The organism is Ktedonosporobacter rubrisoli (assembly GCF_004208415.1).
Classification (GTDB): domain Bacteria; phylum Chloroflexota; class Ktedonobacteria; order Ktedonobacterales; family Ktedonobacteraceae; genus Ktedonosporobacter; species Ktedonosporobacter rubrisoli.
Map to the genome: position 1 here is coordinate 9,167,315 of NZ_CP035758.1, position 14,290 is coordinate 9,181,604.

Annotated in this window: 10 protein-coding genes; 7 read left to right on the forward strand and 3 right to left on the reverse strand. The window is 50.8% G+C overall.

The annotated features are described in order from the left end of the window. The first annotated feature begins 5 nt into the window (after positions 1-5). The gene (locus EPA93_RS39600; protein WP_129892816.1) at positions 6-1,217 is read left to right on the forward strand and encodes a glycoside hydrolase family 5 protein; all 1,212 of its coding nucleotides are present in this window, start codon (positions 6-8) and stop codon (positions 1,215-1,217) included. Between the two features lie 148 nt (positions 1,218-1,365). Here EPA93_RS39600 and EPA93_RS39605 read toward each other — a convergent pair whose 3' ends face one another. After that, positions 1,366-2,139 (reverse strand): cytidylate kinase-like family protein, encoded by a 774-nt coding sequence (locus tag EPA93_RS39605; protein WP_129892817.1) that lies wholly within the window; start codon positions 2,137-2,139, stop codon positions 1,366-1,368. 98 nt (positions 2,140-2,237) lie between these two features. Further along, positions 2,238-5,750: a PQQ-binding-like beta-propeller repeat protein gene (locus EPA93_RS39610; protein WP_129892818.1), complete on the reverse strand. Its 3,513-nt coding sequence runs from the start codon at positions 5,748-5,750 to the stop codon at positions 2,238-2,240. Between the two features lie 434 nt (positions 5,751-6,184). Here EPA93_RS39610 and EPA93_RS39615 point away from each other — a divergent pair, with 434 nt between their 5' ends. The 3 genes from EPA93_RS39615 (at position 6,185) to EPA93_RS39625 (ending at position 8,846) form a co-directional block, all read left to right on the forward strand. After that, entirely contained in the window at positions 6,185-7,144 is a 960-nt protein-coding gene (locus EPA93_RS39615) for a LysR substrate-binding domain-containing protein (protein WP_129892819.1), read from the forward strand. A gap of 167 nt (positions 7,145-7,311) precedes the next feature. Next, positions 7,312-7,827 (forward strand): MaoC family dehydratase, encoded by a 516-nt coding sequence (locus EPA93_RS39620; protein WP_129892820.1) that lies wholly within the window; start codon positions 7,312-7,314, stop codon positions 7,825-7,827. Positions 7,828-7,946: 119 nt separating this feature from the next. Beyond that, on the forward strand, positions 7,947-8,846 hold the full coding sequence (locus tag EPA93_RS39625) for an HpcH/HpaI aldolase/citrate lyase family protein (RefSeq protein WP_129892821.1): 900 nt from the start codon (positions 7,947-7,949) through the stop codon (positions 8,844-8,846). Positions 8,847-9,409: 563 nt separating this feature from the next. On the opposite strand, the gene EPA93_RS39630 is transcribed toward EPA93_RS39625, so the two are convergent. Then, entirely contained in the window at positions 9,410-10,207 is a 798-nt protein-coding gene (locus tag EPA93_RS39630) for a hypothetical protein (protein WP_129892822.1), read from the reverse strand. A 503-nt stretch (positions 10,208-10,710) separates the two neighbouring features. Between EPA93_RS39630 and metG the strand changes: the two genes are divergently transcribed. The 3 genes from metG to EPA93_RS39650 are packed head-to-tail and all read left to right on the forward strand — an operon-like array spanning position 10,711 to position 14,289. Then, positions 10,711-12,306, forward strand: coding sequence for a methionine--tRNA ligase (gene metG, locus EPA93_RS39635; protein WP_165423709.1), 1,596 nt, complete (start codon positions 10,711-10,713; stop codon positions 12,304-12,306). A gap of 39 nt (positions 12,307-12,345) precedes the next feature. Then, entirely contained in the window at positions 12,346-13,440 is a 1,095-nt protein-coding gene (locus tag EPA93_RS39640) for an ABC transporter ATP-binding protein (RefSeq protein WP_129892824.1), read from the forward strand. Between the two features lie 3 nt (positions 13,441-13,443). After that, a complete protein-coding gene (locus EPA93_RS39650) occupies positions 13,444-14,289 on the forward strand; it encodes an ABC transporter permease (RefSeq protein WP_129892826.1) in 846 nt (281 codons plus the stop codon). Position 14,290 lies beyond the last annotated feature (1 nt).

Genomic DNA, 14,290 nt, shown 5'->3' on the forward strand with positions numbered 1-14,290 from the left:
GAGTGATGAAGAGACGTCTGGTATTGATCGGGCTGGTAGTGCTCATCATTGTTGGCGGCGTTGTGGCATATGCTGGATGGATCAATCATAATGTGAATCCGCCAGAGGTAAGAGAAACGCCACAGCCTGTACCGCCCGCTGGGCATGCTCCTGGTCAGGATAAGGGCTGTGGAATTACCAGGACCGGTACAGGCTATACTTTTTCCTGGCTGCATGTCTCAAGTGGCTTTATCATGGACGATAAGAATTGTATAGTGACTCTGAAAGGCTTTAATTGGTCGCAACTGGAATTTGGCAATGGGATAGGTGGAAGCCAGAAAACAAGAATCAGTGAGGATGCGCTTGCCTGGTATAATCAGACGTTTCAGATGAATGTCTGGCGCATCCCGCTGAATGCGACCTGGTGGAATCAGAACGTTGAGGTTCCTCTGGCCGGAATGCGCTATCAAGATTGGATACAGCAGGTTGTCAAGTGGTCGGAGGAGAATGGAAATTATGTGATCTTGACCAAGGGTCCACAATTTGCTGATCCGCCGTGTGGTAAGGGCATCAAATTATGCCCCACGCAAAATCAGGGCCAGAAAGATATTATGCATGGTACTGCAGGCCCGGAGGTGCAGACCACTGGCCGTTATATTGACCCGGCTCTAACTATGTGGTCAAGCGTGGCCAGGCTCTACGCCAATGATCCAGCTGTGCTCTATGATAGCTGGAATGAGATGCAGGGAATAGACGATCAGACCTGGTGGACAAACACCAACAAGCTGATTTCGGCGATCCGGGCCGAGAATCCGCATTCCTTGATCTTTCTGGGCGGCCCTAATTTCAAAGGCAATGTTAATGCCTTAGTACAAGGAACTGTGCCAGATTTTGCTCAGCCCGATCTTGTCTACGATTTTCATGTGTATGATGGCTTCAAAGGAGCCTATCAGAGTAAAAAGTGTAATTCTCCCCTCAGCTATATATGGCAAGACTGGCCGGCACACGCCGATGAGCAGGTGGGCTTTGCCCAGCAACATGGGAAGGCCGTCATTTTTAGCGAGTGGGGGGGCTGCAATGATCTTGATAACTATCACCAGGCAATCATTGATTACGCTCGCATCCATCATGTATCCCTGGCGTATTATGATGAAACAAATGTGGCAATACGGAGTAACGGTACCTATCAGCTCACCGAGAATGGTCTAAAGGTGCAGGCTGCTTACGCCACACTCTAACCTGTAAAACCTATGGAGTTCGTTGTAGCTGTTTTAATGGAAATAGCTCTCTCTCCGGCCAACGTCATTGTTGATCGGGGAGAGCTTGAGGATGTCTGCATCCCGTAATCGAGTATAATAGGGATGTATTAGAAGTGCAAGCTTTATTTCATTGGATTTCTTTTACTATGGGAAGTGCCTGCTGGATAAGACTTGCCGCCAGCTCGAAGGAGAAAAGGCCTGTGTTAATCAGCAGGTGATAGAGCCAGGGCTGCTGGCCGTCGCTACCATAGTAACGGAGCAAGTAGCTTTCATGCTCGTAGTCGCGCTGCTCGATAAGACGATTTGCCTCGGCATGGCTTAGCTGAAATTCTTGCATAACGTAATTGATCCGATCAGGAAGTGGCGCGAAAACGTGAATATGGAGTGTGCGTGGAGCATTGTGGAGCAGGAATTGCGAGCCACGCCCGATAATTACTGCATTGCCACGACTGGCAGCCTCTAAGATTACTTTTTGCGTCAGGTGGAGATACACTGCTTCCTGGGCCTGGCTCTGGGGAACTCCGCTGTTGTTAAAGAAGGAGCCGTAGTTCATGGTGAGTGGGCTATTAGCCTTGAGCGCTTCAAGAATATGGCCCGCCATGCCAACCGTTTGTTCGTCTTGTCTGGCTACGTGCTGTACATCGACTTCAAGTCGCCTGGCTACTTCGTTGATAATCTCGTGGTCAACGTAGTTGAGCCCGCACTGTTGGGCGAGAAGCCGGCCAATATCGGAACCTCCGCTACCAAACTGGCGCGAGATAGTGACGACGACGCTGCCTTCGGCTGGGGTGCCGCTGGGCAACGGATCATTTGCTAGCATTGTTTCGGGGAGGAGCCTTGTATCTCCTCCCTCGTTGGCCTGCCCGTTCTTCGATTGTTCTCGCCCAGGTAAGAAAAACATAGCTTCAACCCACAAGAATATATAGTTCAAATTATATCATATTGTTCTGCGATATAACTTGACGTCTAAATGTGACTGAGCCAGGAAGCCGCTGGCATTCAGTTTGTGGTAAGTTGATAAGCCAGATTTTTGCCATCGGGGCTTATGCGTATGCCGGTGATGCTGGTGCCCTCAACCTTCCAGAGTGTGCTGCCGCTAAGTGCATTGAGTGCGTAGAGGCGCGAATGCTTGCAGGGTGCGTGGTTGGCAGGCAGGCAGGCAGTAACGAAGAGCAGGCCGTTATGGTACTGCAAGCCGTCTGCCTGGGGAGCGATGTAGGAGCCCTGAACTTCTGGGTGGAAAGTCCAGAACTCGGCTCCGCTCTGCATATCTATTGCTTCCAACGTGGGCACGGGTTTATGCATGATATCGTTTTTCAGCGTGACGACATAGGCTATTTTTCCATCTTCGGAGATCTGGGGCGCATGTGTGAGCGGAAAATTGTGCTGGCTCCAGAGTAATCGCTGGTTTTTGATATCAAAGGCCATAATCTGCTGAGAGTTGGAGACAAGTGCGGTACTACCGCCGGCTGCGATCTTGATGCTGGCTGGATCTTGTAGCGAGTTGGGCAGCGAGAAATTCCATAAGGTGTTGCCGCTGGGCAGGTCCAGGGCCAGAATATTTTGTGGTCTGACAATGAGCAGGGTATCTGCGATCCTGGCCATTGGAGATGCGTCGGTAGCAGCGGAAAGCGCTTCGCCAGGCAGAATTGCGCGCCTCCATTCAATCTGTCCCATACCTGTATCTATGGAATAAATGAGCCCGGCGACTTGCCATATAGCCTGATTGGGCAGCATCAGGAGTTTCCCATTATCATATGGAGTATTGCCTGTGACGGCAGGACCGGAGATGCGCCAATCAATTGTGCCAGTGTTCTGGTTGATAGCTACAAGCTGAACCATAGATAGAGATGCGCTTGCCGCAGGAGAAGCCTGAATGCTTGTCCGGCTAGCGACATAGATAAAGTTCTTATCGGCTCCCAGCACGCTAGCCCTTGTCAGGTCTTCTGGCAGATTGAGCGTGTGTTGCCAGAGAAGCTGCCCCGTTGCGCGCTTGAACTGGTAGAGTGTAAGCAAGCGCCCGAGAGGCGAGGGATAGGCCGGATCGGCGGGGGCAAAACGATATGCAGGCGCACCGGGATCACCAAGAGCTACCAGTAGTGTATCTGGAGACGCTGAGATAGCGGGCAGCGAAAATGCTCCCTCAGAGACAAAGCTATGCCAGAGCATCGAGCCATTAGCATCTGTAACTTCAAGCTGATGTTGCTGATCGTTAGTTTCAGTAGTGATAATACTGCCATTCGTATCAAGGTATAGCGCTTGAGCCTGGGCTGAAAGCGTTTGTTCCCACTGGGGTGTGCCCGTGAGAGCCGAAACCTGCTTAAGGCTGTGCGGCGCAGGCGTAGCCAGCGCATAGCGCAGGACACCTAACACAACTAAAAGGAGCAATAGCGCGATGGCAAAACGCCTTGGAGTCTGGCGCGCTAATTGGACAAGCTGCTTGCCATAATGGCGCGCGTAGCCAGGGATGTTCCGCAGTAACTTCCTACCGTGCTGAAGCCAGTTCTGCAGCTGCGCTAAAAGCTTTACTAATTGCGTCCTCCATATATAGACCAGCGCCGCTATGCTTAACAAAATAAACAGGAGCACAACGCCATACAGAACTGTAAAGCTCTGCACGGTGAGCACAAACAAACTTGACTCACCAGATGGCGTAGATAGCAAAGTTGGCGCTGAGCTAAATTCCTGACTAATACTGCTGCTCCAGCGCAGTGCGCCGCTGTGCATATCGAAGGCCGAGATGCGCTGCTCATGCTGGCTGATCTGTTGTTGCAGCACAACTATATTGTGGCGCGCATCGATCTGTGGCGTAAATGTGCGACCGGCATCGCTGCCGGTGAGGCCTGTCGTAAGCTGTTGAGACCAGTGCAGTGAGCCCGTCGAGGCATCGATGGCGAAGAGCCAGAGCTGCTCCTGAATCTGGGGAATTTGCCAGGTGATCCCAGTAGCATAAATAATGTTATCCTTGGCTGCTTCTGTCTTGCTAAGAATTGCCTGGTAGAGCTGAGGGCGCGTAAGGTTTTTGCCGGGCGGGCTATTAAATGTCCAGGCAAGCTTTCCCGTTGTGGCGTTCAAGGCAAGAAGTCCCTGCGGACCAGCGGTGAGCAGAAGATGCGGCGAGGCAGCGCTGTTAAGTTGGAGAGCGCGCGCTACCAATGGTTGTTGCCAGAGTACGCGCCCGTTTTGCCTATTCAAAGCATAAATTTTATGGTCGCTGGCGACGTAGAGCGTGTTTCCGTCAAGTTGAAAAGGTGGTGTGTAGGCCAGGGTGTCGTCAAGCGTCTGGTTCCATTGTAGGGTTCCATTTTGCAAATTGTAGGCTGCAATCTGGCCCGGGTTCAAAGCTTTAACTGTGTAGAGATTCTGGCCATCATTTGCCGGTTGGAAATAGTGCGTACCTTGAGTAGGATGGCTGCCGGGTGCGCGCCAGAGCAAACGATTATCAAGCGTGTAAACGCGTGTCTCTTTCTCGCTAGTAAGCGCCAGGGTATTGTTGCTGAGTGGCCTCAAACTATTGAGGCCAGATGCGTTTGATGCTGAATCTGTAGTATTCCATGTAGTGATCTGTTCAGCCACTTTGAGCATGTGTCGCGTCTGAGCCGTGCCTTGGCTGTCGAGCATGACAAAACTTGAAGCGCCGGCCTCGATTGGATTACTGATCGCGGTCTCCTTTGAATAGCTTCCAAGGTCGCGCTGCTGCTTGATCATCCCATTACTGGCGTCAAATGTATAGATGTAAAGGTGAGGCATAGATAGATCATGCCATAATAAGGCCGTACTTATTATTGCGAATAGCAATAATAAGTAAGTGAGAATAATGCGCCAGGAGCGCAAGGGACTTAAAGGGGTTGAGGATGGTAAAGCTGGAGCCGGTGTAAGAGGAATGGGGGTAGTAGGGATGGGGGTAACGCTCTCAATCCTGCTGGAAATTTCCGCCTTATCTTCTGTGGAAGGAAGTGGTGTATTGGCAATCGGATCTAGGGCCAGCAACTTTACTGTTGAAGGCACTTTATGCTTCATGGTTGCCCCAGGGTGAGAGAGAGTTTGAGGAACATCGGAAAGAGGCTTGCCTGAGGGCTTTGTCGTTTCGACAAGTGACTGCTCGGGCGCGTCTTCCTGCTCTTCGTCTTGATTATTAACTATAGTTATTTCGGAATGCTCAGTTTGCTGAGAGCTTGAAAGAGCCGTCTGTTCTTGCTCTTGCGGCTCTTTGCTTATGCCCGAAGAGTTTGCTTCGGGCTCTTGTGGCTGCTCGTCTTTTTGGGCTAGAGAGGATGATTCCTCGGCTTCGCTGGAGATGTCTATTGCAGAGCCTCGCATAGCGCTACCACTGGAGTGAGCTTGTTGTGGCTGCTGATCTAACTGGTGCGCTGGCGTGGCGTGGGTCAGCTTATGGGAGGAGCGCTTCTTGCGGCCCGAGCGTCGGCCTGTGCTCTTTCTGCTTACCTCATCCGAATTATCTGATCCAGCTTCATGTTTTGTAAAAGGGCTATGTTTGTGCTTCTCCGCCATGTCCTGGTCTTTCTCTACGCTGATATGATGACTGCGCTACTACTATATCAGACTGACTAAGAATCTCAAAGTAGTTGATAAAGAAAATTGGTCCAGTACTATACGCCAAGTGTATTTTGAAATCGATTTGGCGAAAGTATCCCCAGGGAGTAGCCTTACAAAGGTGTGTTCTGTATAGTACTATATATTTTATAGGCTCAGATCTCGGTAGTATCTTTCTTGATCCAGGCCTGTTGCAAAGTAGGGAATAGGCTCCGGGAGGTTTCTCTTGTCAAGGGATAGAGATCGAGAGGTAGCTGCGCCGAGAGCAGGTGGACGCAGCGCGAGCTCGCAAATGGCGCCGTGGTTTAGCGAATTTGAAGCGTTTTCCCTTTTTCCCGCAAGGCGGCGAGGAAACTTTGCAATAGCCCTGGTTTCTCATCTGGGGAGGCTGGATGCGTAACATCAACTTGCATCAGCTCGCAACTTTCCAGGTCGTTGCGAAACATTGCAGCTATGTGCGTGCGGCTGAAGAATTGCATTTCAGTCAGCCTGCGGTATCCGCACAAATCCGTCAGCTTGAAGAGTCAATGGGCGTAAAGTTATTTGATAAGATTGGTCGCAAGACCCACTTAACGCAGGCTGGCGAAGAACTTTACCTCTATAGTCAGAAAATTTTTTCCCTGATTGACGAAACCTTAGAGACGATGGAGGCACTGCGCAGTCCCTATAATGGGAGATTGAGCGTGGGAGCCGACACGACTGTCGGAACCTATGTTATTCCTGGCATCCTGGGAAAATTCCATCAGGTATATCCTGAGGTTGAGATCACCTTAGAAGTAGTCAATCGCGGCTATCTCGTCGATGCCTTGATCAATAATCGCATTGATATGGTGATTATGGGCAAGATCCCGACCGAGGTCCCGGTTTTTGTCGCACCTTTTGCCCCTAACGAATTAGTGCTGGTGGCTCCTCCAACTCATCGCCTGGCCGGATGTATAAATGTCCCCTTCGCCGAGTTGGCACGCGAGCATTTTCTCCTGCGCGAGTTTGGTTCGGGGACGCGCGCAGCGCTGGAAGGCGCTTTTCAGGAGGCAGGCTTGCCTCTGCAGGTTAGTATGCAGGTTGGTAATAATAGTGCGATTAAACAAGGAGTAGCCGCCGGACTGGGCATTGCCCTTATCTCCCGCGTGGCCCTGGATATGGAATTGGAGACAAAGCGGCTGGTGATCCTTGATGTTGAGGGATTCCCTATTATGCGGCAGTGGCGTCTTGTTCATCTGAAGGATAAAAATCTTTCGGCTACGGCCAGAGCTTTCAAATCCTTTATGCTGCAGCACGCCGATCTCTCTATGCGTTCGCACTCGCCTATAACTTCTGCCACGATGAGCAGAGGATTGGCCGGCAAGCAGTGACAACATGGCAGCACTCATTGATCTAGCGGCAAGTAACGTACAGCCCTGGGCCTGACGTGACTATCCATGATGGCAACTGCGATCGGCAAGTATTCCGCTGAAGCAACGATGAAGGGATATTCAGCAGTCTTGCTAATTAGACGTGTTAGCTGAGAGGAGGTAAAGCAGTGGCGTTTGGGCGTTGTTTTGAAGATTTTGAGGTTGGCGATGTGTATAAGCATTGGCCGGGTCGCACGATTACCGAATATGACGATACGCTCTTCTGTATGCTTACTATGAATCACAATCCGCTGCATATCGATGCAAATTATGCTGAGGATACGCAATTCAAAAAGCGGCTGGTTGTGGGCTCACTGGTGTTTAGCATCGCCTTGGGCATGAGCGTCCCTGATGTGAGTGGCAAGGCCATTGCTAATCTTGAGTTCGAACATGTGAAGCATCTGGGCCCTACCTTTCATGGCGACACTATCTATGCTGAGACAAAGGTGCTGGATACGCGCCTGTCCAGCACGAGGTCTGATCGTGGTATCGTTACGGTAGAAACTAGCGCCTATAATCAGCGCGGCGAGACGGTCCTGACTTTTCAGCGTCGAGTGATGGTGCCGACACGCGAGAACGAGGCGGCTCGACAGCGGGCCTGGGACGAAAAAATGGCCAGGCGCCGCAAAGGTAGGCAACTTTAGCTACGAAAAGCTTGCTAGCGCTTTCCGGGTTATCGTTTAAAAGTTCGCCAGAAAAGGCTACTACATGAGCGATACTTTGTAGTAGCCTTTTAGCGCTAGCGTTTTGCGAAAGGAAGTATATGCGTCTAAGAAGATCCGAACTGTCAACGCCAGCCAGTAACGAGCGGATGATAGAAAAAGCAGCGGCCAGCAGTGCAGATTTTGTGCTGCTCGATCTCGAAGATTCGGTTTCGCCGGGTGAAAAAGCTTCGGCGCGTCTCAAGGCCGTCAAGGCTCTAAAGACGCTGGATTGGGGCAAGAAGACGCGCGCCGTCCGCATCAACGATTTGGAGAGTGAATATGCCTACCAGGATGTGATTACTGTAGTGGAAGGCGCTGGCGAATACCTGGATATACTCATTGTGCCCAAGATCAAGGCGGCTCGCGATGTCTGGTGGCTTGATATATTATTGTCCCAGATTGAGAAACATCTAAAGCTGACAAGGCCGATCGGCATCGAAGTTTTGATCGAAGAAGTAGAGGCAATTCTTAATGTAGAGGAGATCGCTAGTTCGAGTCCGCGCCTTGAGGCATTGATCTTTGGCCCTGCCGATTATAGCGCCTCACAGGGCGTTGACAGCGCTGCAATAGAGGGTGAGCTCGCTATTTATCCGGGCGATCCCTGGCACTATGCGCGCAATAAGATAGTGATCGCGGCTCGTGCTGCCGGCATTGATGCCATAGACGGTGCCTTCCCCGACTTTAAGAATCTGGAAGCTTATCGAAGAGAGTGCCAGCGCTCGCGCGCACTGGGCTTTGTGGGTAAATGGGCTATCCATCCCAGCCAGATAGAGATTGCCAATCAGGTATATTCGCCCTTGCCAGAAGCTGTGGCCTACGCACGTAGGGTGGATGCCGCATATGCGGAAGCGCTAGCCCAGGGCCAGGGTGCCATTGCTCTTGATGGCAAGATGGTGGATGTGGCTATTGTGAGGAGCCTGCGCACAATTATCCAAAAAGCTGATCTGATCGGCATGTAATAGCCTTATTTTTCTGCTCTGCACCCGTGGAGAGAATTGCAGTTGGCTTGTCCTTCTCGCAGTTCTCTCTGTTCCATTCTATCACGATATATCACGCTTTATCTCTTCTATTAGGGGACTTGTGGCTATTATACAAGAAATTATATGTGTATGCTTGTAAGTTTGTTGATGCTAAAAATAGCGTAGGAATATTAAGAATTTTTTATACGTAATTTATGCCTTTTTTATAAGTAATGCTGTAATATAAGTAGGTACTACTCAATCTGGGGGAAGCTCTGTAGGGTAGCGTTCTGCTGATAGTTGAGGGGAGAAAAGCAGAGTTATGGAGATTGAGTATTGCAGTAATCACAAAGGCATAGGGGGAAGATAGAAGAAGGGAAAAGGTAAATGGGCAAGGTGGGAAGGGACAGGAGATGCATATAGGGGATCGGGGGATGGAAAGGGCGAGCATATAAAGAGACCAGCTTGATCAAGATGTATCGGGCTGGCCTCTTTGCTTGCCTGCTGCTTAGGTGATCGCTTGGCCTGGTAATTGCTGATGGAAGAAAGTTTCACCCTTACTATTATCTGGAAGAAGTTATAGCAAAGGTCACCCCTTGTGTGAGCTTAAGTTGCTGTTGCCAGTTGGTTGGTGACTCTGCTGTTGTTGCTACCAGCAATGTATGTGTCTGACTAAAAGATTGTTCCTGTCCCATGTCGTGCCAGCCTGGCTTATTTTTGGCGTATTCGTAGTTTGGATCTGCCAGGCGTAAGCCCAGATTATTGACGATATAGAGGGCATCGTCGTAGCGCTTAAGTGGGCCTGTAAAGGTTATGCGTATGTACTTACCAGCTTGCTGAGGGGCCAGTGCAATAACTGTGTTTGAGGGAGGGGAGCCCGCGTGAATCATAGGACAATACATCATCACTTTTGTGCGGACGGAGCTTACATCCGCCTGAGCCTGCAGGCGCTTGAGCCAATCAGGTGAGCTTAGCGCTGTAGTCGTGAACCACATACGAGCCTGAGTGGTCTTGCTCGTAAAAAAATCTTTATTGCCCATTTGATGCCAGGCTATCCATGAAGCTACAGAGCCGTCAGAGGCTAGTTTAGTGCTGATGCAAGGCCAGGTCGGCTGCAGACCGAGATCGGTAATGGTACGCAATGCAGAAGTATATGAAGTTGCTGCTTTGAAAGAGATGATCCCGCTTTCTGGATGCCATGGAGCTGATGATACTGTCGTCGGGTGATAGGCCTGTACTGATGTACCACACGCTGCACAAAGGAAAAGTATACAGCAGAGAAATAGCGGCATCTGGTAAAGCCGGTAGCGAGCTTGTAGAAAGCTTACAAAGCTCTTATGTTTGGAAGAATGTATAAACATTATCTCTCCACCAGTTCTAGATTGAACTAAGTCCTTAGACATACATCTCTTCAGGATATGTATGTTGCTAAGTTATGACGGCATATATGAGGTAAAAGTTCCAATAGAGCAGATGGCTTGACAAAGTGCAATGATCGCAGTTACACTCTTAGAAACTAGCGTTATATATGGTTGAGAGAGGATTTCTACCTTTCTGAGTTTTGAATCCTACTTTCCCGAATAGAAATTAAAGGATAGCGATAACCATGCAGAGCAAGCAGGGCACATCCATGAAGTTTATAACTATGTTTATGCTTGCCTCCTATCACCGTATGTATCATGAAATGATGTATGGTGAGGTGTCGCTGTCCTGTAGACATTTGGCATCCTTGCTCACTTGAGCAGGGGCGTAGAAGAAGAACGCTAAGAGGGACGCAGGCGACACACCTGCGTTCCTCTTTTTTTATTGAATGGATACCGATGAACTGTTCACATACTACAAGCGCAAGGAAGAGAGGGCTACTATGTTTGCGCGAGATGAAGAGCGCTCAGGCGTACACAGGCGTAGGCACTATTACATTACTACTGCCATTGATTATCCCAATGGGCCACCCCACATCGGGCATGCGCTGGAAAAGATAATTGCCGATGTCGTGGCGCGTTCGCACCGTTTGCGGGGAGATGATACCTACTTCAGCATGGGGCTTGATGAGAATAGCCAGCATGTCTTGCGCGCCGCCCAGGAGCGCAATGTTGAGCCGCGTGCCTGGATTGATGCCATGGATGAAGCGTTCAGGCTGGCCTGGGCAAAGCTTGAGATTAGCAATGATCATTGGATTCGTACAACAAATGAGCAGCATTTTCGCGCTTCACAGGAAATGTTGCGTCGTGCTCAGGAGAATGGAGACGTTTACAAAGCCGTCTATGCTGGCTGGTACTGCCCTAGCGGCAATAACTTTTATACCAGCGAGGAACTTGTGGATGGGCATTGCCCGGATCATCCTACCGTAGTACCCGAATGGTTGGAGGAAGAGAACTACTTTTTTGCGCTCTCGAAGTATAGCCAGCGCCTGCTTGAGTATATAGAGGCGCACCCAGACTTTATCATGCCCGCCGCGCGTCGAGCAGAAGTTGTGGCCATGATTCGGCAAGGCCTGCGCGACTTTTCGGTATCGCGTCAGCTCCGTCCAGGCCAACAACGCTGGGGCGTACCATTTCCGGGAGATCCTCGGCAGGTCATCTATGTCTGGTTCGATGCCCTGACGAACTACCTTACAGCTGTTGGTTTTCCTGACGATACCGACAAATTTAGCCATTATTGGCCGGCCAACGCGCATGTGATCGGCAAAGATATCACCCGCTTTCACTGCCTGTACTGGCCAGCCATGCTCATGTCTGCTGGCTTGCCATTGCCCGAACAAGTAGCTGTACATGGCTTTATTACCCTTGAAGGGCAACGCATTTCGAAAAGTGCTGGCAACATTATCGATCCAGTAGAGCTTGTGGATAAGATAGGCGCGGATGCCGTGCGCTATTATCTGCTGCGCAATCTATCCTTTTCTCAGGATGGCGATTTTTCGCGGGCCGGCTTGCTGCGCCATTATAACGATGAGCTGGGCAATGATCTTGGCAACCTGCTTAACCGCGTAGTTTCCATGATAAAGCGCTATCGGAAAGGGCTTATTCCGGTTCCCTCTGCTGCTGGGGAGTTGGAGGAGAGCCTGCGCCAGGCCACAGAAGCGCTGCCCGGGCGCGTTATCGCCTCGTTGGATAACTGGGAATTGGGAGCGGCACTTAGCAGCATCTGGAGCGTTGTGCGGCGCACCAATCAATATATTGAGCAGAGGGAGCCCTGGAAACTTGCGCGCGAACCCGAGAAGGCTGAGTTGCTTGATAGCGTACTCTATTCGGCCGCCGAAGCCACGCGCCTGTTAGCGCTTTACCTGGCTCCCTATATTCCCGCCTCCAGCGCTCGCATCATGGCACAGCTAGGCTTAGAGCCCGTTACGCCTGGAGCCTGGGCGTACGAGGGCAAATGGGGGAACCGTAAGTTAGAGCGAGTAGTGCCGGGAGCTCTGATTTTCCCGCGCATAGAGATGCAAGATGCTGCTGAGCTGTAAGGAAACAGCTTCGATATAAAGGAAGGAAGAGGAAACATAATGCCAATCATTGAGGTTGATGGATTAACAAAAACGTTTAGGAGTCGAGAACGAGCCAGCGGTTTGCGCTCGCGCCTGCAAGCGTTAGTTGCTCCGCGTTATCGCGAACGTGAAGCTGTCAAGCATATCAGTTTCTCTCTTGAAGCTGGCGAGGTGCTTGCCTTTATTGGACCTAACGGAGCGGGAAAATCCACTACCATTAAGATGCTTACCGGCGTTTTGTTTCCATCTTCTGGACGCGTGCAGGTGCTTGGCATGACGCCATGGCAACGGCGGCGCGTGCTTGCCTATCATATATCGAGCGTCTTTGGGCAGAAATCGCAGCTCTGGTACCATCTTCCGCCCAGAGATACCTTTGATCTGCTTGCCCATATCTATGAACTGGATATGCAGGCGTATCGCAAGAGGCGCGAGTTTCTTATAGAAGTCTTCGATATAGCCGATTATATGGATACGCCAGCGCGTAAGCTAAGTCTTGGCGAGCGCATGCGCTGCGAACTGGCTGCGGCGCTTTTACATGGGCCTGAATTGCTGTTCTTAGATGAGCCAACGATCGGCCTTGATGTAATTGCCAAGCAGCGCATTCGGGACCTGATCGGGCAGTTAAACACTGAAGAAGGCGTGACTGTTTTTCTTACTTCGCATGATGCAGGGGATATCGAGCAGATCTGTCGCCGCGCCATCGTGATAAACCGCGGCGAGATTATCCTTGATACTCCCGTGGCCCGCCTGAAGCGCGATTATCTGAAGGCCAAAACGATTGACCTGTTGCTCGATAAGCCTGTGGAAACGCTGCTACTGACAGATCAAGCTAGCGGGCATCAATATCTGCATTTTCAGACTGATACTGAGGGCATACGTATTCTCACGGCTAAAGGACGCGCCTTAAAATTGGAGATCGATATGACACGTCATCCGCTGGAGCCGATCATTGCGGCGCTTATGCAGCATTGCCATATTATCGATATGACGATTGCTGATCCTCCCATGGAAGATATTATCGCGACTATCTACCGCGAGAAGGGGCGAGAAGAGATGAGCTATGAGGGACAAGATGTAACGCAGGATAGCCTGGCCATAGGCGTGGAGGAATAAACTATGGAGGCATTACTACTACGGCCGCAGCGCAGTGGCTTACAGCGCCGGTTTCTGGCTTGGCGAAAATATGTGGCCGTATTGCGCGTAAGTGTTGCGAGCAATCTTGCCTATGCAATGGAGGTCTTCTTCCGCGCCCTGATGTTGATTGTGCTGGTCTTTATCCTGAGCCAGTTGTGGATCACGACCTTTCATGCGCGTGGCGCGCGCAGCCTGAATGGGTTTAGCATTCAAAGTCTGATTTGGTATCTTGTAGCTGCTGAAACTATTGCGTTATCACTGCCAGGCCTCTCGCGGCGTATTGATCTGGAGGTGCGCAACGGTCAGCTGGCTTACCTGCTGGGTAAGCCCTGTAACTATGTGCTGTATAACTTTGCCCACTATCTTGGCGAGCGGCTTGTGCGCCTGGTGATTAATGGCTTAGTGGGCGCGACCCTGGCTCTGATCGTTGCCGGCCTGCCCCACTTTAGCTGGCAAGGCATTTTGGCCTGGCCATTGGTCACGTTTCTGGCCCTATGTATCGATTTTAGCATCTACTTCTCGATTGGCCTGCTGGCTTTCTGGACCGAGGAGACACAATCTTTTGCCATGATCTTTAGTCGCCTCACTCTGGTATTAGGAGGCGTACTGGCGCCAATTGAGATCTTTCCGCAGCCTTTGCGCAGCATTGCCCAGGCCTTGCCCTTTACTGCTATTCTCTATGGCCCGGCCAGGACACTCTTACATTTTGACCTGGCTCAGTTGAGTCTGTTGTTGCTACAGCAGGTAGTGACCCTGGGCGTAGGCTGTCTGCTCCTGGCGGGACTATATCTTGTGGCGATTCGGCGTGTGAGCATCAATGGAGGATAGA

Bases quoted from the DNA above. Each gene is read 5' to 3' on its own strand.
- EPA93_RS39650 (WP_129892826.1), top strand. From the start codon at position 13,444: ATGGAGGCATTACTACTACGGCCGCAGCGCAGTGGCTTACAGCGCCGG.
- EPA93_RS39605 (WP_129892817.1), bottom strand. From the start codon at position 2,139: ATGTTTTTCTTACCTGGGCGAGAACAATCGAAGAACGGGCAGGCCAAC.
- metG (WP_165423709.1), top strand. From the start codon at position 10,711: ATGTTTGCGCGAGATGAAGAGCGCTCAGGCGTACACAGGCGTAGGCAC.
- EPA93_RS39610 (WP_129892818.1), bottom strand. From the start codon at position 5,750: ATGGCGGAGAAGCACAAACATAGCCCTTTTACAAAACATGAAGCTGGA.
- EPA93_RS39640 (WP_129892824.1), top strand. From the start codon at position 12,346: ATGCCAATCATTGAGGTTGATGGATTAACAAAAACGTTTAGGAGTCGA.
- EPA93_RS39600 (WP_129892816.1), top strand. From the start codon at position 6: ATGAAGAGACGTCTGGTATTGATCGGGCTGGTAGTGCTCATCATTGTT.
- EPA93_RS39630 (WP_129892822.1), bottom strand. From the start codon at position 10,207: ATGTTTATACATTCTTCCAAACATAAGAGCTTTGTAAGCTTTCTACAA.
- EPA93_RS39625 (WP_129892821.1), top strand. From the start codon at position 7,947: ATGCGTCTAAGAAGATCCGAACTGTCAACGCCAGCCAGTAACGAGCGG.
- EPA93_RS39615 (WP_129892819.1), top strand. From the start codon at position 6,185: ATGCGTAACATCAACTTGCATCAGCTCGCAACTTTCCAGGTCGTTGCG.